Source organism: Metabacillus sp. GQ13 (assembly GCF_059758525.1).
The window spans coordinates 36476-61061 of the sequence record NZ_JCAXET010000017.1 but is presented as its reverse complement, the minus strand read 5'-3'; the positions used below and the strand labels follow the sequence as shown (position 1 = coordinate 61061).

Annotated in this window: 28 protein-coding genes; 7 read left to right on the top strand and 21 right to left on the bottom strand. The window is 32.8% G+C overall.

Annotation, left to right across the window (positions count from 1 at the left end; translation table 11 throughout):
* The first annotated feature begins 320 nt into the window (after nucleotides 1-320).
* Nucleotides 321-515, top strand: coding sequence for a hypothetical protein (locus AC6CHR_RS19510; protein ID WP_498250687.1), 195 nt, complete (start codon nucleotides 321-323; stop codon nucleotides 513-515).
* Nucleotides 516-597: 82 nt separating this feature from the next.
* Here AC6CHR_RS19510 and ypmT read toward each other — a convergent pair whose 3' ends face one another.
* From ypmT to AC6CHR_RS19470, 8 genes are all read right to left on the bottom strand, one after another.
* On the bottom strand, nucleotides 598-822 hold the full coding sequence (ypmT, locus tag AC6CHR_RS19505; protein WP_498250686.1) for a protein YpmT: 225 nt from the start codon (nucleotides 820-822) through the stop codon (nucleotides 598-600).
* A 68-nt stretch (nucleotides 823-890) separates the two neighbouring features.
* Nucleotides 891-2009 (bottom strand): S1C family serine protease, encoded by a 1119-nt coding sequence (locus AC6CHR_RS19500; protein WP_498250685.1) that lies wholly within the window; start codon nucleotides 2007-2009, stop codon nucleotides 891-893.
* Between the two features lie 3 nt (nucleotides 2010-2012).
* Entirely contained in the window at nucleotides 2013-3170 is a 1158-nt protein-coding gene (locus tag AC6CHR_RS19495) for an FxLYD domain-containing protein (protein WP_498250684.1), read from the bottom strand.
* Between the two features lie 225 nt (nucleotides 3171-3395).
* A complete protein-coding gene (locus AC6CHR_RS19490) occupies nucleotides 3396-3974 on the bottom strand; it encodes a YpmS family protein (protein WP_498250683.1) in 579 nt (192 codons plus the stop codon).
* Between the two features lie 7 nt (nucleotides 3975-3981).
* Nucleotides 3982-4788: an SGNH/GDSL hydrolase family protein gene (locus AC6CHR_RS19485; RefSeq protein WP_498250682.1), complete on the bottom strand. Its 807-nt coding sequence runs from the start codon at nucleotides 4786-4788 to the stop codon at nucleotides 3982-3984.
* Nucleotides 4789-5068: 280 nt separating this feature from the next.
* Complete coding sequence (locus AC6CHR_RS19480) at nucleotides 5069-5665, bottom strand: SCO family protein (RefSeq protein WP_498250681.1); 597 nt, start codon at nucleotides 5663-5665, stop codon at nucleotides 5069-5071.
* Nucleotides 5666-5812: 147 nt separating this feature from the next.
* Nucleotides 5813-6175, bottom strand: coding sequence for a hypothetical protein (locus AC6CHR_RS19475; protein WP_498250680.1), 363 nt, complete (start codon nucleotides 6173-6175; stop codon nucleotides 5813-5815).
* A 23-nt stretch (nucleotides 6176-6198) separates the two neighbouring features.
* Nucleotides 6199-6798, bottom strand: coding sequence for a nucleoside hydrolase (locus AC6CHR_RS19470; protein WP_498250679.1), 600 nt, complete (start codon nucleotides 6796-6798; stop codon nucleotides 6199-6201).
* Between the two features lie 635 nt (nucleotides 6799-7433).
* Between AC6CHR_RS19470 and AC6CHR_RS19465 the strand changes: the two genes are divergently transcribed.
* The gene (locus AC6CHR_RS19465; RefSeq protein WP_498250678.1) at nucleotides 7434-7616 is read left to right on the top strand and encodes a DUF3934 family protein; all 183 of its coding nucleotides are present in this window, start codon (nucleotides 7434-7436) and stop codon (nucleotides 7614-7616) included.
* 162 nt (nucleotides 7617-7778) lie between these two features.
* Here AC6CHR_RS19465 and AC6CHR_RS19460 read toward each other — a convergent pair whose 3' ends face one another.
* The 3 genes from AC6CHR_RS19460 to ilvA all read right to left on the bottom strand — a co-directional run bounded on the left by AC6CHR_RS19460 (nucleotide 7779) and on the right by ilvA (nucleotide 10552).
* A complete protein-coding gene (locus tag AC6CHR_RS19460) occupies nucleotides 7779-8621 on the bottom strand; it encodes a DegV family protein (RefSeq protein WP_498250754.1) in 843 nt (280 codons plus the stop codon).
* A gap of 202 nt (nucleotides 8622-8823) precedes the next feature.
* Nucleotides 8824-9075, bottom strand: a complete 252-nt coding sequence (locus tag AC6CHR_RS19455) for a DUF2535 family protein (protein ID WP_498250753.1) — start codon at nucleotides 9073-9075, stop codon at nucleotides 8824-8826.
* A gap of 208 nt (nucleotides 9076-9283) precedes the next feature.
* A complete protein-coding gene (gene ilvA / locus AC6CHR_RS19450; protein WP_498250677.1) occupies nucleotides 9284-10552 on the bottom strand; it encodes a threonine ammonia-lyase IlvA in 1269 nt (422 codons plus the stop codon).
* Between the two features lie 228 nt (nucleotides 10553-10780).
* On the opposite strand from ilvA, the gene AC6CHR_RS19445 reads away from it, so the two are divergent.
* On the top strand, nucleotides 10781-11857 hold the full coding sequence (locus AC6CHR_RS19445; protein WP_498250675.1) for a sigma-54-dependent transcriptional regulator: 1077 nt from the start codon (nucleotides 10781-10783) through the stop codon (nucleotides 11855-11857).
* An 82-nt stretch (nucleotides 11858-11939) separates the two neighbouring features.
* Entirely contained in the window at nucleotides 11940-12581 is a 642-nt protein-coding gene (gene trhA, locus AC6CHR_RS19440; protein ID WP_498250674.1) for a PAQR family membrane homeostasis protein TrhA, read from the top strand.
* An 80-nt stretch (nucleotides 12582-12661) separates the two neighbouring features.
* On the opposite strand, the gene AC6CHR_RS19435 is transcribed toward trhA, so the two are convergent.
* The 9 genes from AC6CHR_RS19435 to AC6CHR_RS19395 form a co-directional block, all read right to left on the bottom strand.
* Complete coding sequence (locus AC6CHR_RS19435) at nucleotides 12662-13159, bottom strand: dihydrofolate reductase (protein ID WP_498250673.1); 498 nt, start codon at nucleotides 13157-13159, stop codon at nucleotides 12662-12664.
* The gene (locus AC6CHR_RS19430; RefSeq protein ID WP_498250672.1) at nucleotides 13156-13950 is read right to left on the bottom strand and encodes a thymidylate synthase; all 795 of its coding nucleotides are present in this window, start codon (nucleotides 13948-13950) and stop codon (nucleotides 13156-13158) included. Before AC6CHR_RS19430 ends, AC6CHR_RS19435 begins: the two co-directional genes overlap by 4 nt.
* A 130-nt stretch (nucleotides 13951-14080) precedes the next feature.
* The gene (locus AC6CHR_RS19425) at nucleotides 14081-14854 is read right to left on the bottom strand and encodes an anthrax toxin lethal factor-related metalloendopeptidase (protein ID WP_498250671.1); all 774 of its coding nucleotides are present in this window, start codon (nucleotides 14852-14854) and stop codon (nucleotides 14081-14083) included.
* Between the two features lie 754 nt (nucleotides 14855-15608).
* Nucleotides 15609-16208, bottom strand: a complete 600-nt coding sequence (locus AC6CHR_RS19420; protein ID WP_498250670.1) for a YpjP family protein — start codon at nucleotides 16206-16208, stop codon at nucleotides 15609-15611.
* A 712-nt stretch (nucleotides 16209-16920) separates the two neighbouring features.
* A complete protein-coding gene (locus tag AC6CHR_RS19415; protein WP_498250669.1) occupies nucleotides 16921-17052 on the bottom strand; it encodes a YuzL family protein in 132 nt (43 codons plus the stop codon).
* A gap of 34 nt (nucleotides 17053-17086) precedes the next feature.
* Nucleotides 17087-17860: a class I SAM-dependent methyltransferase gene (locus tag AC6CHR_RS19410; RefSeq protein WP_498250668.1), complete on the bottom strand. Its 774-nt coding sequence runs from the start codon at nucleotides 17858-17860 to the stop codon at nucleotides 17087-17089.
* 239 nt (nucleotides 17861-18099) lie between these two features.
* Nucleotides 18100-18534: a BrxA/BrxB family bacilliredoxin gene (locus tag AC6CHR_RS19405; protein WP_498250667.1), complete on the bottom strand. Its 435-nt coding sequence runs from the start codon at nucleotides 18532-18534 to the stop codon at nucleotides 18100-18102.
* A gap of 296 nt (nucleotides 18535-18830) precedes the next feature.
* Entirely contained in the window at nucleotides 18831-19955 is a 1125-nt protein-coding gene (locus AC6CHR_RS19400; RefSeq protein WP_498250666.1) for a conserved virulence factor C family protein, read from the bottom strand.
* Nucleotides 19956-20176: 221 nt separating this feature from the next.
* Nucleotides 20177-20740: an HD domain-containing protein gene (locus AC6CHR_RS19395; protein WP_498250665.1), complete on the bottom strand. Its 564-nt coding sequence runs from the start codon at nucleotides 20738-20740 to the stop codon at nucleotides 20177-20179.
* 177 nt (nucleotides 20741-20917) lie between these two features.
* Between AC6CHR_RS19395 and AC6CHR_RS19390 the strand changes: the two genes are divergently transcribed.
* Nucleotides 20918-21160: a hypothetical protein gene (locus AC6CHR_RS19390; RefSeq protein WP_498250664.1), complete on the top strand. Its 243-nt coding sequence runs from the start codon at nucleotides 20918-20920 to the stop codon at nucleotides 21158-21160.
* Nucleotides 21161-21288: 128 nt separating this feature from the next.
* Here AC6CHR_RS19390 and AC6CHR_RS19385 read toward each other — a convergent pair whose 3' ends face one another.
* The gene (locus AC6CHR_RS19385; protein ID WP_498250663.1) at nucleotides 21289-21792 is read right to left on the bottom strand and encodes a hypothetical protein; all 504 of its coding nucleotides are present in this window, start codon (nucleotides 21790-21792) and stop codon (nucleotides 21289-21291) included.
* Nucleotides 21793-22127: 335 nt separating this feature from the next.
* On the opposite strand from AC6CHR_RS19385, the gene metA reads away from it, so the two are divergent.
* Both metA and AC6CHR_RS19375 read left to right on the top strand, forming a co-directional pair.
* Nucleotides 22128-23036: a homoserine O-acetyltransferase MetA gene (metA, locus tag AC6CHR_RS19380; protein WP_498250662.1), complete on the top strand. Its 909-nt coding sequence runs from the start codon at nucleotides 22128-22130 to the stop codon at nucleotides 23034-23036.
* Nucleotides 23037-23269: 233 nt separating this feature from the next.
* Nucleotides 23270-24427, top strand: coding sequence for a diglucosyl diacylglycerol synthase (locus tag AC6CHR_RS19375; protein WP_498250661.1), 1158 nt, complete (start codon nucleotides 23270-23272; stop codon nucleotides 24425-24427).
* Nucleotides 24428-24586 lie beyond the last annotated feature (159 nt).

The window sequence follows — 24586 nt, the reverse complement described above, 5'->3', positions numbered from 1 at the left end:
CAATTTAAGAAATATTTGGTCAGTTCACTAAATGTCCGTTTGGGTTTTAGTTGTTGTAATGATACAAATTGTATGTCCTAAAAAATTTTATTCTACCGAAAAACAGCTCCCAACTAATCCAAAGAGATTCATACTATTAGTATATTCAGTACTATACTAATTTACTGTAAAGAATAGTAAAGAATTTTAAGTGAATTTTAACTAGTTTAAGAAATTGTTCGGTTTGTGTAAAAACAGTATATCTTGGATCATTTTCAATTATTATTAAGTTGAGCCAATTGGTTCGATCGTGATCATTCGTTACATGGGAGGAAAAAACAATGAACAAGAGCTTATTATTAAAAGTCGGTGCATCATTACTTGCTGTATTTTTAATGGCTGCATGTAACAACGCTGAGGAAACTGAACAGGATGACACTAACACAGAAGAAACTGAAACTGAGGAAGAAACTACAACTGATGATGAAACTACAACTGATGATGGAACTGAAGAAGAAGAAGAAGCAGCAGAATAGATAGCCAAAACTTCATAAAAATGAGAGGCATTAGCCTCTCATTTTTATGAAGTATTTTTAAGCGGAAATCATTTTACCTAAATCAATTATTATCTTTTTGATTTTCTTCTTTAGCATGCCATAAATATACAGCTATACTTAAAAATAACGTACAATATCCAATATTCAAATAAACTTCATCCATATTTTCAGCAATTAATTGTTGATAAGCTAGTCCACCAAAAAACATTGAAACTAATATAGCAACTACTCCAAATAGAACAAATTTATTTTTCATTTGTTTCCCCCACTTCTTCATTACAAACATACAATAAAGGTACAAAACAAGCATATCATCAAAAAACAATCGTTATTGCTATCTGAGCTACTATCATTTTATTCTACTTTATTTTCTGCTTTTATTTTTGCTTGATCATTTTCAAAGGCAACTTCATAGTTTACCTTTAAGGTTTTCGTTATCATTTCTGCACCATTTCGCTCGACTACAGTTAAAAAAGTTTCAACATCAACAGAACTATCACTCTTTTTTGTTTTTAGTTCATCTAAGTGAATAGATTCGGTATTCAAATATTGTTTGCGAAATGAATGATAATCGATTTTTGATTGCCATTCACTCCCTAAAAGAGAATATGCTGTGACAAAATCACGAAAATTAATGCTATCAATAAAATAACTTATTAAATAATCAGATGTCTCTAAAATTTTATTTTCGTCTATTACACTTGTTTCGTCAATAGCTAATATAGCTGGAAGGCTTTTCATCGGTGTTTCAGACCAACTATTTACTAGTGGTAGCACAATGCCTATTGGTATGCTAAAGCCCATATTACCTTGTTCTATCCGTGCAGCATTTATTCCAACTACTTTCCCAGTATTTCGGTCAATTAATGGACCTCCGCTGTTTCCAGGTGCTATCGGTGCTGAAATTTGGTAGACATCTTCATACGTATACGGTTCAACATCTAATTCTCTGTCCATACCACTGATTATCCCCGTTGTTACTGTATTTTGAAAGCCTAAGGGACTGCCTAATGCTAGGATTTCATCACCCATTTCAAGCTTCTTACTTGAAGCCAAAGCTAATGGTTCATGGTCCTTAAGTCCTTCGACTCTCACAACTGCAACATCGGTTTCTGTACTAATTCCGATTACTTTTCCATCAAAACCTTTTGCATCAGTCGTTCTAATTTTCACAACTTCAGATCCATTTACAACATGTGCATTTGTTATGATATCACCTTTTTCATTATACAAAAAGCCCGACCCTACTGAGCCATCGTCTAGTTCTACCATAACAACTTTTTTTTGTGACTCTCTAATGATTTCCTTTAGATCAGGTGCATCTTGTTCAACTGACGTATTTTCCTTCTTCAAGATTCTTGAATTTGAATATAAACTTTCTGCGTTTTTTTCTTTTATATAAAAGTAACCAAATCCACCACATACCCAGATTAGAACGGTAATTATGATACTAATAATTAGCTTTTTATTCATAAATTATCCTTTCTTTTCATCTAAAACCCAGGATATATTTTTCACTTCTACTTTTGCCTTTTCTTTAGCTTCATAAGTTACATGCTCAAATGACCCGGTTTCATTAGGGAATAATTTATTAGGAAAAACATTTGTTTTATTTTCTTCTATTACTTTCCCACTAGCATCCATTATCTTAAACACAATTGAGATGGAATGGACTGTTTCTGTTCCACTATTTTTCACTTTCCCCTTAATATACGCATCGCCATATTTATCTACTTTTAAGGTTAAGTCTGTCAATTGCACAGCTTTCGTGAGATTCCGTTCTTCTTCTACTTTAGCAGCTATCCTTGCTTCCTCAATTCGTGCAAGTTCTGCTTTTTCAAAGGCAGTTTTTTCAGCTATAATTCTATCTTTAAGTGATAATAGTTTTTCATTATTTACAACATATTGAAGTGCCTCGTCAACAGCACTAACCGCTTGATTAAAGTGTTTATTTTCGAGATGTCGTTCTGCTTCACTTGAACTTATCATGACCATTTTCGTATATATTTGTTGTTTTAATTCGGATTCCTCTTGGAGTTCTAGAGTATAAAGTGTTGATAATTTAGTAGCTAATTCATCAATAGTCTTAATTTTATTCATTTCTTCTTTTATCTCACCAACTTTGACACTAACCTCTGCTCGCTCAATATGATGGATGAGATTAACATCCAATGAGGAACGGTTAATATCTATTTGCCTTTTCAATAAATTTATTTCTTTCTGAGCTCCATCAAAATGTTCATTCATTATCATTTTTTTAACGCTATTTAAATCTTCATTTATCTGATTAATCGATAAGATAATATCTTTTTCTTTTTGTAATATTTTATAGTTCTTACGGTATGACAGAGCTGTTTCTATATTGGTTAAAGCTTGATTATAATCTCCTGATAAAGCTGCTTTCTCCGCTTTATTTTGCAAATCTAGAACGAGAGCGTTTATCTTTTTCTCATGCTGATTTATTGAAAATAGAATAACCATGATAACAATGAGACTTGATAAAGGGACGAGATAGTGGAATCTATTCATTTTATTTGTCGTTGTATCATTAGTCTGATTGAGCCGCTTGCCACAATGTGAACAGTAACTAGCACAATCTTCTATTTGATTTGCTCCACAGTTTATACAAAACATGAAACAACCTCCTCTTTTCTCTAGTAAAAAGGACGGACACCACTTCTATGAAACTACCTAAGAACGACTCTAATCTTAATCGACATACTATTCTATAAGTATACATGTTTCGCATCCGTCCTACTAGGGCTACAATAGAGGGTAAATTGAGCTATTTTAAACATAGATATTTAATAATTATGAAAAAAATGAGCCTAACAAATTCAAATGTTAGGCTCTCTTTTGTTAGGGTAAAGGCACGTATAGGGTAAAGGTTATTTCATTGTTTTTTAAATTGAATTTTTCAGCCCTTGCACTTAAACCATTTCTCAGTGTTAGCTCATTAAGATTGATATCTATGACTTTTTCACCAGCGTCTATTTTCACATAGCTTGGCAGTTCATAATACTTATTCATATATTTCAACACATAGGATACAGGTAACTTTAATTGACCGATAGATAATTCTTTTACTAATAAATTTACATTACCATCTTTATTCACTTTTGGTTCTAATACCAAAATCATATCAATGTCTTTATTGAATGCTTTAATTGAACCGTAAACATTCACATAGTCCTCTAGCTCAACACGATATTCTAGGTTCTTATTAACCGTCTCTTCTTCCAAGTAATGATTAATTAATTCTGTTAAATCGTCTTTTTCCGTACTAATTAGAAATGGTATCATTACCTCTTCATTTTTCGTTCTTTCCAAATTTCCAGTTGACTTTTGACTCGGTAAAAGTAGAAGTGTTCCTACGATAATAATAATTAATAGATTTGCAATTGCTAATATAAGAAATGATATTTTCCATTTGTTCAAGTTCCATTCACTCTTTCCTAACGTTCAGATCTGCAACTACCTCATTTTCGCCCATTACTTTATACACATTGTCTGCTATTAATGAATACCCTCTTTCGTTCGGATGAAACTGATCTTCGTATAAAAGTTTTTCATCTGATTTAGTTGAAAAGATTTTCTCAACTGGAACAAAATAAGCATTTGGGTCATTATTTATCATTTGGTTTGATGTCATATTCCATTCCTCGATTACTGAATCAAATTCAGTTAAATCAGGTAACATATATTTAAATGGATTATATAAACCAATGTAGATAATAGATGCCGTTTTATTATGGATCCGTATAGTTTCGAAAATATCTGATAACCTAGATTCAAAATTTTCTTGTTCTTTTCGAAAAGGCTCAAATCCTAATGAAAAGATATTACTACGAACAACATTCATAATATCATTTCCACCAATCGTCATTAAAATAATATCTGCATCTTTTATACTAGCGACGACTTCTTCTTCCTTGAGTCTCTTTTGTAAATTCGTTGCCTTGTGACCCCTTACTCCATAATTATCTACTATTACTTCTTTAATATTTTCTTGTTGTTCTAATTTCTCTTCAATAATACCAACATATCCCCCATTTTCAGATTCATCTCCAACTCCTTTAGTCAATGAATCCCCAATACCAACCACTCTAACCGTTAAAGGGACAAACGCTTCGGATGGTTCCGCTTTTTTTGTCAACGAGACAGTTTTAGATTCAAGTTCGCTGGTTTTATCTGACATACAACCTGTAACAAACAAAGATAAAAAGATAATTGCAAACAATTTTGGTACCATGTTATCACCTACTATTTAGTTTAAACACTAATTATATCATTTAATGTGGGACTTAAAAATCATAGCTAATGGGGGTAGGAAAATCAAAAACTGGTTCGTAGATAGGAAAGTGTGTACATATATAGCTATAGCTTAAGGGATTAACAATGTAAACACTCTAAAGAAAGATTATTCCTTTATAAAATTTTAAAAATTCATATAAAGGAATTTCACTACGGAAAATCTCTCTAAAAAACAATGGTTATTATATCTAGATGTTGACAATTAACCTTAGAAAAAATCATGATTTGTTTTCTAACGATTTTATATCCTTTAATATTTGGTCATATGGTGGATCATTAACACCACTATAACTTTTCATCACTACACCATCTGGATCAACGAGATAAAAACTTGTTCCGTGTACAACTTGATCACCAGTTTCTGGCTTTTGAACAAAGGTTTTAAAACTTTCTAAAGCAAAATTTTCAATCTCATTTTGTGTATAACCTGTCAAGAAACTCCAATTTTCGAATGAGATTTCATATGGTTTGGTAAATTCTTTTATTTTTTCTGGTGTATCAACCTCAGGATCCACACTAAATGAGATCATTTTAGTATCAAGTCCTTCTGTTTCTATCATATTCTGTATTTGCTTCATGTGCGCCGTCATAGGAGGGCAAACTGTATCACAGCTAGTGAAAATAAAGTTGGCTATCCATACTTCTCCTTGTAATTCTTTTAAAGAAAGGTTTTCTCTATCTTGATTTTTAAATTGAAATGTCTCCACTTGATAATTCAAGGGATCTTTTATTGGAGATGACTCGCTACAGGCAGAAACCAAAAAGACTATGCAACTGACTATCGTAATGAATAAAATACGTAAACTGCTTTTCACTTAATTTTCACCCTTTACTTTTCATTAACTAATGCTCAATTCTTTAGATTTTTCATATATATTGAAAACCCTTCAGAAAAAGTTTTTTAAACAGCCTTAAGTTTACCAAATAAGCATGATAAGTTAAAGGTAAAACAAGTGAATGTTTTATGAATTGTTGTCAACATTTATTGCTCCATTGGTGAATGTCGATACAATATCTGTTAAAAAGTGTTTATAATCAAAACTGATGGCAATTGCTTGTTCTTTGTAATTAGCTAAATCATTAAACCCTCTAAAATCTCCTATGCTAAGCCCTCTAGCCTCTCCAATACTTGTATTAATTTTTACAGGTTTTTTTATAAATTGAAATGAATGATTATTAGCAACTGACCATAATGTTAAAAGATCATGCAGTGGTCCTCCTGAAATAGAAGGATCTCTCTCTTTATACCATTTCGTATAGTAATCAATCATTGGTTTTAATAATTGACCTACCTGATCATCTTTACTTTTAAAGTATTTGTCCATGGCTGTTACTGTTTTTTCAGGAATTATTGCATAATTAGTGATATTGAGCGGGAAAATTTCGCTCCTTCTGCATATGTTAACACTAAATTTGCTGCATACTGATCGCTATAAAAATTTGCCTCAGCAACAGGTGTAGCATTTCCTGAATAAAGGAATGCACCCCCCATTATATAAAAATCCTTCACTTTCGACATGAGGGTAGGATATAGGACAAAGGAAGTGGCAAGAGAGGTTAATCTCCCTACATTTACAATTGCAACCTCATCTTCATATTCATTTATAATCACAGATATTTGATGAAAATTCTCAAATTCAGAGATAGGATCGTTTATTTTTGGAACAATAGGTCCCATCCCATATTCCCCATGTATTTCTGGATAATACGTTGGGGATTCACCTGTTAAAGGTCGTATGGCTCCACCAATTATCGGTATGCTTGTTAACCCTGTTATTTCTTGAATAAACGTTGCAGTCTTTGTGGCATTTTCTTTAGAGACGTTACCATAATCTACAACAATGCCAACAATATCAATTTCTTTACTATAAAAAGCAAAGAGCAAAGCGACAATATCGTCTATACCGAAATCTCCAATAAAAAGTACTTTTTCACCGATGATACTCACTTCCTTTTTTAGGTTTATACCCGCTTACATTATATGTAAGTTTTATTTAGTTATTTCGGAAACCATTAATATCCAGTAAGAAATCTGTTGATTAAATAGGTTTCTTTCTAAGTTTGTTGATTTTAGTCTCTATAGTTCGTTCTTAAAGGTTATTGCTATAGGACTCTTATTGAACAACTCGTCACAATAGGAATGAGGGTGCACAGCCTATATGACTATAAAGCGATTAACATAAATTCAAGCTAACAGCTAGGAAATTCCGATTTACATTTTTGAGATGGTTTGAGAATATCTAATTTGAAATAGCAGTTGCATTCATAAAAGTGTATAATAGGGAAATGTCGATTGATGAGATAATAATTTCTATTAATACGTTCACCTAAAAGGTTAGTTATTGCGTTATGTACATTCATCGCCAATACAACATCTCACACCTTTTAAGGGTTTAGAAAGAAAAATTAGATCAATCTAATTATGAATGAAACCTATATACCATTAAGACTAAAGCTCTTTAAAAAAGTATGTAATTCATGTATGATTGGATCTTTATGTACCATATGATAATTTTAAGATGAATAAAATTAGATAATACTAATGAAAAGTAATAAAAGTACATGGATATTGGAGTTGAATAAATGAGTAAAGCTAAAGGCAAGGGCGGTACAGGCAGAGGAACTGGCAAAAAAGGGTGGACCCGTTGGCAAAAAGGGGCAAATAAAGCAATGACTAAGCCCTATAAAAGCAAGGGTGTAAAAAGTAAAGCTCAAGAAGATACATCGAATACTAGCAATCAGAATGACGATACTAATGAAAAATAATACGGTCGCTTAATATAGATTTTTTTAAAATCTCTCATATGTAATGAGCAAGACGTTACGATCTTATACCATAGGTGGCTACATTTAGACAAAAAAAACGAGTATAAAAACCATATTGGTTTTTATACTCGTTTCTTATTCATTTAGTTGAAAGAAAGCAATTTACTCAGCCAAAAACATAAATCCAATTGCCCCAGGTCCAGTATGGGTAGAAATAACAGGTGTTGTGTAAGATATATCTACAGGACAATTTGGACTAATTTCTTGAATCGATTGCTTTAGCTTTGAAGCTAGTTCATAAGCATCTGCATGTGCTATTCCAACAGCTTTTACAGTCTTTCCTTTTACATCATTAGCAAATTGCTTTGCAAGGTATTTAATCGCTTGAGAATGACTTCTAACCTTTCCAACTGGGGTGTAAACTCCATCCTGAAGGCTAGCTATTGGTTTGATATTTAACAAAGAGCCTATCAATGCTTTCCCTTTTCCAATTCTTCCACCTTTTACAAGATTGTCGAGGGTATCTACAGTAATGTATAAATTCGTATTTGTGCGAATCTCTTCAACTCTAGTTAATATCTCTTCTTTTGAAGACCCATTTTTAGCCATTTTTGCAGCCTCGAGTACTTGGAAACCTAGAGCTTTCGAAATAAACATTGAATCCACAACAGTTACATTAGAAGACGACATCTTTGCTGCGCTCTGAGCGGATTGTACAGTTCCACTCATTTTATCAGTCATGTGAATTGAAATGATATCACTGCCATCCTTACCTAACTGATCATATACTTCTAAAAGCTTACCTGTAGGTGGCTGTGAACTTTTCGGAAGTTCTTTCGAATTCTTCATCTTTATAATAAAGTCATCTGCATTTAAGTCTACACCATCTAAGTAAGTTTCATCATCGATCGTTATTGATAGTGGTATAATCGTGATATCATATTCCTTTAAAATCTCTCTATTCATATCCAGTGTTGAGTCAGTTACTATTCTAACTTTATTCAGGTTCATCACATCCCTAAAAAATACTAACTTTAATTATACCTTCTATCCGTTATGATTCAATCTAAATAATAACGAAATATCAATAGGTTTGTGAACATTTATCTTATTTTTTCATATAGTGAAGCTTTTATTCATTCTTTAGCTTCTCTAAGGAAGAGATCCAACAAAAAAAGAACCAGATAGCTCTCTGGTTCAATTGTAATTAAGCGTTATTTTTTAAAAGATTGGATTCAAATATTGCCTCATAATCAGGCCATCTTATTACCCTTTTTAAATAAGCTTTAAATGAATAACTACTTTTTGGTTGTTTTTGGGCATAAATAGTTGTTAAAAAAGTTTGTAAACGGATTTTAAGCATAAAACAATATTTGTTATCTTCCTCCAATACTGGGATATCGGTAATCTTTACCTTCTGTCCATTCAATAATTTGAACTCTAGGCTCTTAAATAACAAGTTATCAATCCTCTTTTTCACCCGTTTCCTATATTATACCCCACTTTTTTAAAGAAGTCTGTCTGAAAATGTCGTAAACTTTTTTAAAATTTCATTAATTTCAACTTCCAACTTTAACATGTTTTATATCAAAACTAAATAAAAAAGACGCCAATAAGAAGTTTGTATCCCTTCTCATAAAGCGCAAAACATGTTCCTATCGTTAAGCTCAAATAAGCAAATGAAATAGATTGCTATCTTTATTAACATCTTTGTACACGAAGCCTTTTTTCTTCATTCTTTGAATTAATGGTTCATAATCTTCTCTATGCTTTAATTCAATTCCCACTAAGGCAGGACCGTTATCCTTGTTATTCTTTTTTGTATATTCAAAACGACTAATATCATCTGTTTTGCCAAGAACTTCATCTAAAAATTCTCTAAGAGCCCCGGCACGTTGTGGGAAGTTAACAATAAAGTAATGCTGTAAGCCTTCGTAGATCATCGAACGCTCTTTAATTTCCTGCATTCTTCCAATATCGTTATTTCCTCCACTTACTACACAGACAACATTTTTCCCTTTAATTTGATCTCTTAGAAAATCTAATGCAGCTATGGACATCGCACCAGCCGGTTCAGCGACAATAGCATTTTCATTATATAATTCTAGTATTGATGTGCATACTTTACCTTCAGGAATTAACAGCACTTCTTCGACAACCTCTTTGCAAATGGCAAACGTTTTGTCACCAACTCTTTTTACAGCAGCGCCATCAACAAATTTATCTATTACGTCTAGTGAGATTACTTTGTCTTCTACCCTAGAATTAAATAAAGATGGAGCACCTTCTGGTTCTACTCCGATCATTTTTGTATTGGGAGATATACTTTTAAAATAAGAACCTAAACCGGAAATTAGACCTCCGCCACCAACACTTGCGACAACAAAATCGATATCAACATCTGTATCATTCAAAATTTCAACAGCCACTGTCCCTTGTCCTGCAATTACTTCTACATCATCAAAGGGATGAATAAATGTCCGACTTTCTGCATTACAACAAGCTACAGCCTCTTGATATGCATCGTCAAAGGTATCACCTGATAATATAATTTCAACATACTCTTTACCAAATAACTCTACCTGAGATACCTTCTGTCTTGGTGTTGTTGATGGCATAAATATTTTACCATGTATTTTTAATTGTCTGCAGGAATAGGCAACTCCTTGTGCGTGATTCCCCGCACTTGCACAAACGATACCATTCACTGTTTGCGACTCATTAAGCTGTTTTATTTTATTAAATGCTCCGCGAATTTTAAAAGATCGTACAACTTGTAAATCCTCTCGCTTCAAGTAAACATTGCAATTGTATTTTTCAGAAAGCTGTTCATTTTTTTGAAGAGGTGTATGTGTCACAACATCTTTTAGCAAATGATGCGCCTTTAAAATATCTTCTACTTGTACAGTGTCTAATTCATCGATAGTTTGCTTCATCTTCACGACCCTTTCAACTGCTTGTTAATAAGAAATTATATCATGAATATTCAAAATTTAAAGGTAATATTAAAAAAATTCACAGAATCACCTCGTGTAAGGGCTATCATTTCATATTCAAGCTATTTTCATAATCGAATGATTCTTTTTGGTTTCATTTAGTTCTATTTGGGTGTTATAATTATTTTGTTAGAATAATTGGAGGTTATTATCCTGATTTCAAAAAATATGTTAAGCACATTAGCGATCAAGTATGAACCGACTGAAAAAGCTTTCCAAAGTTTTAATGATATTATTGGTACACATCCAACACTTATTGAGAATATCCATATCGCTAAAAAATTTGCACTCACCGATTTCCCTATTCTTATTAAAGGAGCAACAGGAACTGGTAAAAATCTATTTGCTCAAGCAATACATAGTCATTCACCCAGAAAAAATGCTGCTTTTATTACTGTTAATTGTCACGAACAAAACGAAGAACGATTAGAAAAGGAACTCTTTGGCGTTGAGGAAATCTCTGTACAATCTAGTTTATTTGAAATGGCAAATGGTGGTTCGATTCTATTTAATAATATTGGTGAACTATCTCCTAGACTTCAAACTAAAATCTTAGGTGTCATTGAAGATAACGGTTGGAGAAAGTTAAATTCCACAACACTTTTACCATTAAATTCACGAATTATTTCTACTACAACAAATCAGTTAGAGCTAGATTCTAATTTTAGAGATGATTTATTGTATCGTCTAAATGTTTTATCAATAAAATTACCTGAAATAAAAGAGATTAAACAAGATATCCCGGCGTTTATTCAGTATTACCTAACAAAATATGGCTGTACCCTACGTGTAGATCAGTCCGTAGAGACTGCATTAACTAAATATGACTGGCCGGGAAATATCCGTGAAATAAAAAACACCGTACATTATATGCTTACGTTATCTGATGGCAGGTCCATTCAAATCGATGATCTCCCAAAAGGGATTGTTAAGCTTGAACAACAGACGAAGAAGAAATCTCAGCAAAAAAGTCCATTTCAGCTAACAATGATGGACAAACTAGAGTATGCTTTTTTACTGGATGAAATTAAGCAACAAAATGAAAAAGGCGAGCCAGCAAGTAGACGAATTCTAGCTGAAAGTAGTAAATCGTTACCAATCCAATTAACGACACAACAAGTTAGACACCGATTAGACTTTTTAGAACAGCATCAATATATTACAAAAGGTAGAGGCCGAGCAGGCACAAAAATCACTTTAGAAGGATTAGACTTTTTACTATCACTAAAAGAAAAGATACTGTAGTGATAATCTAGTCAATACGGCCTCTACCCATCCATTACTTTAAAATTGTGAAAATTTGTACCATCATAGAAAGGAGCCTTATATGGCAAACACACATATCTTTTCAAAAGGCGAAGAAATTGCTAATTCAATTACTCATGGAATTGGTGGAATATTAAGTATTGCAGGGCTTGTACTTTTAATTGTATTTTCTTCATTATACGGAACGGTTTGGCACGTCATTAGTTTCACTTTATTTGGAGTAACAATGGTACTTTTATATACCTCCTCCACCTTAGTTCATAGCCTTCCACCTGGGAAAGCCAAGGATGTTTTTGAAATTCTTGATCATTCAGCTATTTACTTTTTTATCGCTGGTACCTATACACCTTTCCTATTTATTGCAGTACAAGGATGGATCGGTTGGACTTTGTTTGGTATCGTATGGGGACTTGCAATTGGAGGAACTGTTTTTAAATCCTTTTTTGTCAAAAAGTATCTCTTCTTTTCAACGATTATGTATGTCGTGATGGGCTGGTTAATTGTTTTTGCCTGGAACCCTATTACAGAAAACGTAGCTAGGGATGGTGTTGTACTTCTAGTGATTGGTGGACTTTTATATACAATTGGTGCAGTGTTTTACGTATGGAGGGGATTTAAGTATCACCATGCAGTTTGGCATCTTTTTGTGTTAGCAGCAACTATATTGCACTTTTTCTGTGTATTATTTTACCTATTACCTTAAGTAACATCATTGTTGCTTTCCTGAGCAACACAAAAAATGAGCATCCACAAACGATATGATTGTGGATGCTCATTTTTTGATTAGTTCATTTGGTTTGTTTTTTCATAAACGACAAAATCAAAGTCATAAGGATTTTTTTCATCCATAATACCTTGCTCTTTTGAGATCACTTTCCATTCAGACTCGTTCGTAGCTGGAAAAAAGGTATCTCCCTCAAACTCATGATGAATGTAGGTAACGTACAATCTGTCACTGTATGGCAGTATCTCTTTGAAAATTTCAGAACCACCTATTACAAATATCTCTTCATCCGTTTCATTAGATAACTTAACTATTTCATCAATTGAATGAAGGATTGTGCATCCGCTACAAGCAAATTGATTATCTCTAGTAATAATAATATTCTCTCTCTTCGGTAATGGTCGACCTATAGAGTCAAACGTCTTGCGGCCCATAACAATTTTATGGTTAAGGGTAATGCGTTTGAAATAAGCTAAGTCCTGAGGTAAATGCCAAGGTAGTTGATTATTACTTCCAATTAATCTGTTTTTATCCATTGCATATAATAATGAAATCATATGCTTACAGCTCCCTTAATATGAGGATGTGGGTCATAGCCTTCTAATAAAAAGTCCTCAAAGGAAAATTCAAAAATTGAAGAAACCTCTTGGTTTATTTTCAAGTTTGGTAAAGAACGTGGTTCTCTTTGTAATTGTTCCTTGACTTGTTCAAGATGGTTGGAATAAATATGCACATCACCAAAAGTATGAACAAAATCCCCAACCTCTAAATTCGTTGCTTGTGCCATCATATGAACCAATAATGCATATGAAGCTATATTAAATGGTACTCCTAGGAAAACATCTGCAGACCTTTGATAAAGTTGACAAGATAACTTCCCATCTGCTACGTAGAACTGAAAAAAGCAATGACATGGAGGTAAAGCCATGTGATCTACATCTGCAACGTTCCACGCTGAAACAATTAATCTTCTAGAATCTGGGTTGTTCTTAATTTGATTAACCACATTTGTAATTTGATCAATTGTTGTCCCATCTTGCGCCGGCCATGATCTCCATTGATGACCATATACAGGACCTAATTCACCATTTTCATCCGCCCACTCATTCCAAATTTTTACGCCATTGTCCTGAAGGTATGATATATTCGTATCCCCTTTTAAAAACCAGAGAAGCTCATGGATAATGGATTTAGTATGAAGTTTTTTAGTAGTGATTAACGGAAAACCTTCCTGGAGGTTAAATCGCATTTGATAGCCAAATGCACTAATTGTTCCAGTACCTGTTCGGTCTTCCTTTTTCACACCATTCTCAAGAACATGCTTACATAGATCTAGATATTGTTTCATTTTAACACTTCCCTTAATTAATCTTCCACATGTATTCTACCATATAGTTTATATTGAGACTGTTTTCAAAAACAGTATGTCTGTACTTTTTCGATTTTTAAATTTATATGCACCCTACCAAAGTGCAACGTCAATTGTTAATAGATTCACCCCTAATCCCAATTGGATAAACCGATTGTATATACATATTACTCACCCTTTTTGCTGCTTGCGATTCTAAAGATTGAAGAAAGTTAAATGTAAGGGGAACCGTTTCTTCAAGCTCCTTCCTAGTAAGATCACTATAGTAATACATCGCAAACACTTCTGCAAAATACTCTTCTGGAAACTTGATGAAATAGTTTTGTAGAGGGAAAAGTTGTTTCACCTCTTGATTCCAGATATTTAAATACATTGAATCTTTGCGGATATAATTAAAGACATAGCGATCAATCGCATGAGCCGTTTCATGTAATTCAAGCGCTACAGATCCATGCCCTTTCCCGTATTCACTATGTCCAATCTTTGCATATACTACACGTTCACTAGCCATACCTGGGACTGTATTCCAATTCGCTACTGAATCACTGTACCCTTTTGGCCTTTTATCTTTTAAACTAGTTAATCCATTTTGATCTGTCAATGATCCTGTGAATAAATTTATTTTAATGTTCTGCTCTAAAGCTAATGTTAATATGCTATTATCAATCTTTTGTAAATTATTTATCATAATCAATGCATCTTCCTCAGAAAAGGGAGTTTCCGGTAGGTAAACCAGCTGATTGAGGACCGGTTTAGATAACGGAGTATTCACTGATTGAAAGGAATAGGACGAAAGTGGTATGCCTTCTGGAACAGCTTTAGCTAATTGAAAAACAGGAATACAAATAAGAGATATTAGCAAAAAAAAGATACTCTTTTTCATGATGAGCTTCCTCTCGATGTTAAAAAATTTCTAAATTCGCTTTTATGAGCAAAGCACAAGAGTCCGTTCAGCGATGTATGAACTGGAGCACTCCGCACTGTGCGATAATGGAAACAGAAGAGCGCGCTGGATTTTTCAAAGTTGGATTTCTGGAGCTGGATGTTTGAAGAGATTATCCACATAGCAAGAATTTTAAAATTTCCTAAACAACGATGAAATTCACATAGGTTATTAGCAGCTATACAAAAACTAATGAATAATAAACATTATTAAAATGCTCTATAAAACTATCTAAATCATATCATATTTTGCAGATTTTAACTAGAATTCTATTAGGAGAGAATAGAGGAACCTCGCGTTTTAATAGAGTGAAGTTCCGAAGACATATTAAGATATTATCATGCAAAGAAACCTTAATCAGATAAAGGTAATGTAATAATTTCTATCTACTACATAATAATTTGAGGTGACTTCGTCCAGAATAACGAAAAAACATGCAATTTATCTGCATGCTCTTACTCCACTTTTTAAATAATAAAGGAAACTTCCGTTAATTATATTGCCATTTTTTTGAGGGGGAATTTCTTTCTGTCTAAAAAAATCATAGTGCTGATTTTTCTGATTTTGCGTAACTACCTTTTAGAAAATCCGTAATAAAACGCATTCATTTCTGTTGATAGATGATATTAGGGATAGCAATTCACGATATTCTGAAGTTTGAACATCCACAACAAGTCTTAAACTTGAGCATTATTTAGTGATAGCTCATCCAATTTGGCGGTGTGTTTTTATTCCAATAAATAGTACCTAGGTCTTTATGTGACTGAAATGAATCATGGTATGAGTGATAATGGAAGTTAAACCAATACCCCTCTAATGGGCGGTTCTCTCTGCGCACATGGAAACGTAATACATCTTCACCTGTTTCCGTATTATAAATATGAAAGATTCTTTCGCCAGTTCCTGCTGAAGGTCTAGATACCTCTAGCGATTCAAAAAGGGAATCGTCCTGTTCATTTAAATAGTATGTAATGATCTCTTCCATTTTCGGAAAAATAACTTCTTTAAATTCATCTTCAATCACTTCACCAATTCTATCACCAAATTTACTAAACGATTTCTCCTCTGCTTCAGAAAGGATATTTGTTATCATTTGCTCCTTTGTTAATGGGAGTTTCTCAAACTCAAAGTTTGAAGAGACATCTTGATCTATACTTTCATTATTAAAGGGAGATTTTGTAACAGCATCTTCTGAAGCTTCATCTTGAACAGCCAAAGAAGCCGGAGGGGTTACTAGCCCAAAGGTAGCAATCGAGAATAAAATGACAAGTGATTTTCTTAACCATTTGTTCATAGTCTTTCTTCCTTTCATTCTCTATTTATAGCAATATTTTAACATATAATTTTCAACTTTAATATATCAATTATATTACAAAACACCTTGAGAATTTTAAAGATTTTATCTTGTTTACGCAAATAATTAGGCTCTTTTTCTGAAAGTTTGTTACTCTTGTACGAATAAAAATCGGCTTTTGGATTTTTATGATCTAAATTGAAGCGATCTCCAGTGGGATATCAGAGTCATTTCACGAAAAGAGCACGAAGCTAGGCTGAATTCATAAAGATTTACTTATTACGAAAAACAACAATATTTCTAAAACAGGCAACAATTAAAAGGTAAAAGCTTTTCAATTAAACGTTCCTACCATCCGGTAAATTAATGGTTTATTTACATAGATTATTGCTATTCGGATAATGTACAACTAGAATAAAACTAAATGAAAACAAAAATAGTCTTTTCATGATAATAACCCTTTTAATGAACCGGAAAAACGTTTAAAATAAATAATACATACACATAATAAAGATAACATTATAGGAGGTAAAAGAATGGGTTATACTACAATATTTATTATTTTATCTTTCGTTACTCTTGCATATTTTATCTATGCAGAAATAACCGATTAAATACATATATATCAAAAAAACGGGTGCTCACATAGTATGCACCCGTTTTTTATCATTTTGCTGTAGTTATTTGCATCTTTTCTCGGTTCCTAGTGCTTCTAAAATCTCTTTGTTTTCTTTCTTGCCGAATCAAGTTGCTTACCCCTAGATTCACTTTTAGTTGTTCCTTGCCCTTCCACATTTGGAGAACTAAGACCAGTTCTTGAAGGATCTTCTTTTCTTTTTGACATAATGATAACACCTCCATACCTTTATTTTTCACTATTACTGTATTTCTATTACACCGTAATGAAATTTTGCCGATTTCCGTTTAATAACTGTGAATCCATGTTTATTAAAGCGATTACTTTTAAAATGATCCTTCAGTATGATTCTGTTTCTAGCTACACGTTTAGCTTCAATTATCGCTTCATCGGAAAGTGATGAGTATTTAGCAATAGTCTTTAACGGTTTTAATCCAATTGAATCTACTGACTCCTCGAACATTGGATCAAAATATAGTACATCATAAGATTTATCAGGACAGTTAACCAAATATGTTAAATGATCATCTGCTACAACATCAATTCGTGCCATAGCTTCATCTAATTCTGTTAAACCTGTATTCCATTGATGTAAACCTTTTTTTACAATATATGCAAGGTTCTGACTACCTTCAATTCCCCTAACAAATCCGCTTTTACCGACAAGAAAACTAGCAATAATACTATCTGATGCTAAACCTAGTGTACAATCTAAAAAGGAATCACCTTCTTGTAGGTTGCAAACATCAATAAATGGTTCTGTTTCACCTTTGAGTAGTCGCTTGATTCTAAACATAGCTGAGTTCGGATGAAAGAAAAAAGGACTATTATGATGTAAAACATGTAATTCTAATCTATTTTTCCCTACAACAAGAATATCTTCTAAATAAACCCTTTTTAACTCTTCAATAGCTTGTTTATTTCTTCGTTTATATGTACCAGCTAACTCTATGGCAATTTCTTGTGCTATTAGAATTAATTGTTCATTGGCTCTACTTGAAGTAGTTACGATCATCTTTAAATCTCTACTTTCGATTAGTATTTTAATCCTTGTTGGCGATGTATGAACTGGAGCGCTCCCAATGAGATAAAGGAAACACGAAGAATGTTAGCGATTCGATGTTACTTATCTATTGAAGGAGTGTGAAGTTTCACAAGTCATTGGGCTTTTGTATCTACACCCCATACCTTTGATAATCCAGCAACAAATTTTCAGAAAAAACCCTATTAAAAAAAGGATGCTAACGCATCCTTTTAACAGTTTGTTTCAAAAGCATTTTCTAAGTTCTGAATAATCGCTTCGATAGAATTACCTTCTATTTCGTGACGAGGAATAAAATGTACAACCTCACCATTTTTAATAAGTGCCATTGAAGGTGATGAAGGTTCAAAACCTTTAAAATATTGACGCATTTTACTTGTTGCCTCTTTATCCTGCCCTGCAAAGACTGTTACAAGCTTATCAGGCTTTTTATCAGCATTTAATGTTGCTTGAGTTGCAGCTGGTCTTGCTAATCCAGCTGCGCAGCCACATACAGAGTTAACAACAACTAGAATCGTTCCTTTATCATCTTTCATCGTTTGTTCCACATCATCTTCTGTCGTCAACTCTTCAAATCCTGCATTTGTTAATTCCGCTCTCATTGGCTTAACAATTTGCTTCATATATTCTTCATATGCCATAGACATAATAATCCCTCCAACTTAAAACATAACTTATCCAAATGCTATTTAGTGAAAATTGTTATTTTTGTCCAGTAACTCTTTTCGTATGACTTTATTGTTTTTATCATTAAAAGTAACGTTAATCCATAAGAAAAAATTCAGTTTTTTAAGTCTGTTAGCAACAAACTTTTAGTAAAGATCATATCTTAAACAATACTATATGGAATAAATCATTGCAAATTTAGCAAACTAGACGTCTCGTTCAACTTAACCACTTACGTTTTTAGCTACGACAATTTTTTGGTTCCTAACGACCTATCTTAGCTCTTTCTACTTTCGGTCATTTGCTTCCATACGGACCCCTTGGCTTCTTTTCCACCCGCGATTCGTTCAATTGCCATTTTCACTTGCATACTAACTTCAAATTCAGGGTCATTTTCTGCCACTTTTAAGGATTTTAATGCTGTTTGGTCACCAACTTCAAATAAGAACATAGCTGCTCTCCATCTTACTAGTTTATTCTTATCATTTAGTGCATCAACCATTTGTGGTATTGCGTCTGGATTCCCTATATCAGACAAACAATCTCCCGCTGTTCTTCTAACAGTAACCGTCTTATCTTTTAACGCTTTATATAACAAGGGTAATACCTCATCTTTTTCGATCATCCCTAAATAAACGGTTGCTAATCTTCTTATTGAAGGCTTTTCATCATTTAATGCTTTCTCTAAAACAGGAAGATCTTCTTCCTTAGGATCCATTTGATCCAGATGAGCAAATCGGGAAGACCAATTTAAATCGTCTAACATCTCTAACGTTACTTTATACGATTTTCTAACGGGTGAAATAGCTTTATGTTCACCCTCTTTTGCTGCCTTTACTAGTTTTGCTAACCGTTCCTTTGAATAAGCTGCACTTAATTCTTCAATAACTTCCATTCCAATATCAGTAAGGTCGCCATATCTAACTCCATGTTCTTTCCATTGACGGTCTAAAACAACATTTTCATTTGATTGTTGTGCAGTTAAAACAGCTTCTTTAAAGCGATCTGGTAATCCAAAGCGCTCCTCTGTTATTCCGTCTGTTAGTTTTAGTTGCATTGGAATATTATTAAACATTTGAACAAATACTTTCACTTCTCCAAATCCGTCTTCTTGCAGTTCAATGTTCTGATTTTCTTCATCTACATTTTCTCCAAAAGCCTGACGTACTTGTGCTAGTATGTCTTTCCAATCATATTTCGCATTACGTTCTACTGCTAAAAAATCCGCTACATGATAAACACCTTTAACTCCATCTATCTTTAATATATTCCCAATCATATCAGGTGCTTCATCAACCTGTTCTTTTTTATAATTATTGCTCTTTCCAGATGGTAATTCTTCTGTTAGTAGCACCTTCATTGTATTTGGGCTAGGAGTTGGTTCAATCGATTTTATCTTCACTGTGAGCACTCCTTCTTTTAACTCGTAATAATATTGTAGCATAGCCTCTTTACTAAGCGCTATTGATAGCATTCAGATCGGACACACTCAAAGTAATTTATTTTCTTTTCTAAAGTAACGTTTGTGCTGGTAAGGCAAAATAAATTAATAGTCTCTTGTTTTAGAGGATTTTCTCTAAACAGCAACTGTATGGGAATTAATCAAATCAAAGTATAAACGATTTAGTTAACAGAATCCCACTCCTTATAAAATTGTTCTAAGTATATTTGGAGAAACTGATGCCTTTCTTCAGCTAAATTTTTACCTGTTTTCGTGTTCATTAGGTTCTTTAAATTTAGTAATTTATCATAAAAATGGCTAATTGCATCGGTCTCTGACTCACCGTTAGGATTGTAGATAAGATTTCCTTCAGACCCTGCATAGGTAAATGTTCTTGCTATTCCGATTGCTCCAATCGCATCTAACCGATCTGCATCTTGAACAACTTTTGCTTCGAGTGATAACTCATCCTTTGGTATTTTTTTTCGATAACTTATCAGTTTAATACAATTCATTACTTCAACTGAAGTATTTCTATCTACACCCAATTCCATCAAATAGTCCTCTACCTGCTTTTCAGATATTTTTATAGTATCAGTAAGCTTGTCATCAATTAGATCATGTAGTAACGAAGCTAGTTCAACAACAAAGCAGTCTGCGTTTTCAGCCATTGCTATATGTATAGCGTTTTTGCGGACTCGTTCAATATGCCACCAATCATGACCACTTCCCTCTTCTTGTAACATTTCATATACATATTGTTCAACTTCTCTTATTTGTTTCCTATGCAAAATTCACACCTACTAACTATTTATAAATACAATTCTGTATACACAGAGTTCCAATTAATTTACAGATATTCGGCAAAAACTATACCGTTTTATCATATACTATCTCATTAAAACTCATAGGGGAGTGTCATGATGATAAACTACATGAATCATTATCCAGTAATTGGTCAAGCTTGGACAGGAAAACATGTTATTTTACTGCATTGTACAATGACTAATTATTTAGAGAACCTTTATAAAAGCAATCATGCACCGATGGAAACCGTTAGCCGAAACTGTGCAGAAACTTTATCCCAGCTACTCAGTATCGGGTATCATATCTACGCAGTTACTGCTATATCACCTAATCAAATTCAATACCTTTTGATTCAATAACCCGGATTTGGATTTTTAATCGCATAGAAGAATCTTAATAATGGATTTTTCTGTAAAAATTCACACTAGAATACTAATTTTTTTCCTTCCACATTCCATCTATTTACTAATAATAGGTATAACGATAGCTAATTTTTTGTCATTATTCTCAATAAAGAAATAGTATCGTCTACAATATGTAACAGGTCTTCTATTTGATCTTCTCCATATACAGATAGAAATTCTACTTGATAACAATTATGAAAAAGATCCATATTCGAAGTCATTTCTTTGGTTACAAAAAGCTTTATCACATTCCCTTCCCAGGTTTTGTGTAGCTTTTTCAAAAGTAGTTCATCATACCCCTGAATTTGCACTTCTTCTTGAAATGTAACTTTCAAGTTACATCCTGGTTTTTTTATTTTATGCAATAACTCCCCTGCAATCTGATTATGATTCATTTCGATACTTATCATTGCAGATTGAGGCTTGTTCTCATTCAGTGCAAAAGTAACCGTATATCTTCTAGACATGATAGCTAAATCTATGATGTCACTTCGATCTGTAATAACAATCTTATTCTCCATGTCTAAATCATAAATATACCCTTCAGTAATTACCTTCAAATTATCAAACACGGTTGGATCAAACATTTGCTTTCCCCCTTTATAAAATCAATTATTTCAAGTGCTATTTGATAAAAAATATCATTTCACTTTTTTAAAAAAATCTCTTCCCTTCAATGGGTTACAAATTTCCAAAAGCAACTTTTTCATAGAATATTTTACCATGTAGTATGATAAAGTTATTCCTAAGGAGCAACTAAAAATGACATTCTAACCAATAAATTGAAATTAAATGAAAGTTCGAATTGAATAATTTTTCAAAACTTTCTATAATAAAGAGTCAGTACTAATAAGTAATTACACATTATTTTCATTTATAACTTTGAAGACCTATAATTAGATTAACTACGGAGGTGCTTTTTTTGCCGATTAATATACCAAGTCATTTACCTGCAAAAGAAATATTAGAACAAGAAAATATTTTTATAATGGATGAAAAACGAGCATATTCCCAGGACATTCGACCTTTGAACATCCTAATATTAAATATCATGCCAGAAAAGGAAAAAACTGAAACTCAATTATTACGCTTGTTGGGAAATTCACCTCTTCAATTAAATATTACATTTTTACGGCCTGAGACGCATACATCTAAAACAACAGCTGCTTGGCATTTAAAAGAATTTTATACGACCTTTCAACACATTCAGCATAAGAAATTTGATGGAATGATCATTACTGGGGCTCCCATTGAACATTTAGAATTTGTAGATGTTTCTTATTGGTCTGAATTAAAAACAATTATGAATTGGACAAAAACAAATGTTACCTCAACTTTACATATTTGTTGGGGAGCACAAGCAGGACTTTTCCATCACTATGGCGTAAATAAATATCAATTGGAAAATAAATGCTTTGGAATCTTTAAGCATGAAATCATCAATCCAACTGTAAAATTATTAAGAGGCTTTGATGATCAATATTATGTTCCTCATTCACGACATACCGATGTTTCAAAAGAAGCAATTGATTCAGTTTCAGAACTTCAAATTCTTTCTTATTCAAAAGAAGCTGGTGTCTGTCTAGTCATGTCAAAGGATGGTAAGCATATTTTCCTTACGGGTCATCCTGAATACGAGAGGACCTCCCTAAAAGATGAATACGAAAGAGACATTGCCAAAGGGTTAAAAATTGATATTCCTCAAAATTATTTTGAAGACAATGATCCTGACAAAAAGCCTATCCATTCATGGAGATCACACGCAAACCTTCTTTTTGTTAACTGGCTAAATTATTATGTATACCAAGAAACACCGTATGTTTGGGATTGAAAGAATCTTTTTGTAAAAAGTCATACCTTAAATAAAGATTATGAAATCAACGTAGAATCCAATTCTTAAGTGGAAGGTCATTCAATTTTTATCATCTTAAGAAATACTTAATAATTGCTTTATAAAAAAGTCACATTTATATGGTAATCTTTAAGACAATTCAGATCTTAACGTAAGTCTAAATTATAATTGTTAACTTGTAAGTTTGTTTCGATTAGATTGAGGTGAAAATGTTGAAAAGCAAATCAAAGGTATTAATTTTAACAGCTAAATATGGAAATGGCCATGTCCAAGTAGCTAAAACATTGGAAAGTAAATGTAAGGAATTTGGGTTTGAAAAAGTTGTCGTATGTAATCTTTATTCAGAATCTTTTCCAGTCTTTTCAGAGATTACTCAGTATTTATATTTAAAGAGCTTTTCAATTGGCAAACAGTTCTATCGACTATTTTATTATGGGGTAGATAAAATTTATAATAAACGCATGATGAATCTTTACTTTAAAATGGGACATAAACGATTACACCAGATTGTAAAGAGTGAACAACCTGATATTATTATTAATACCTTCCCAATGATTGTAGTTCCTGAATATAGAAGAAAAACAGGAACAGTGATACCTACTTTCAATGTACTCACTGATTTTTGCTTACACAGAATTTGGGTACATGAAAATATCGATAAATACTATGTTGCAACAAGTCATGTTAAGGAGAAGTTAATTCAACTTGGAATACACCCTAGTACCGTTAAAGTAACAGGCATTCCAATACGGTCACAATTTGAGGAAGGTATCAACCACAGTAACATATATAAAAAATATAATCTGGACCCTTCGAAGAAAACACTATTAATTATGGCTGGTGCTCATGGGGTTTTAAAGAATGTGAAAGAATTATGTCAATCTTTTATTTCTAAGCGAAATGATATTCAAACGATCGTTGTCTGTGGTAATAATACACTATTAAAAGATAGTCTCGATCCACTTGCAAATGAATATCCAGAGCAACTTAACGTGTTAGGATATGTAGAAAGGGTTGACGAACTTTACCGAATAACATCATGCATGATCACAAAACCTGGAGGTATTACATTAACAGAGGCTACAGCAATCGGTGTACCTGTTATTTTATTTAAACCTGTTCCAGGCCAAGAAAAGGAAAACGCCTACTTCTTTGAGGAAAATAACGCAGCTATCATAGTAAATCAAATCGAGGATATTTACGAGCAAGTCGCTACATTACTCGCTGATGACAACCGATTACAACATATGAAGGAAAATATAAAACAGCTCCATATATACAATTCAGCTGATTTAATATTAGAAGATATGATTAAAGAAGCTACCTTTATAAAGGATAAACATATGATGGCTGGTTCCGTAAATTATTAATATCGACTAAGTTAAATTAACTTTACTTCAACATGAAAATTCAACTATCTTGACCTCATTTTATTGTGTTAATATTTAAAAATAACTTAGCCAAAAAAGTTTTGTTCACCATTAGTGGACAGACTTTTTTGTTTTCTAGGAAATTGTACTATGGATAAA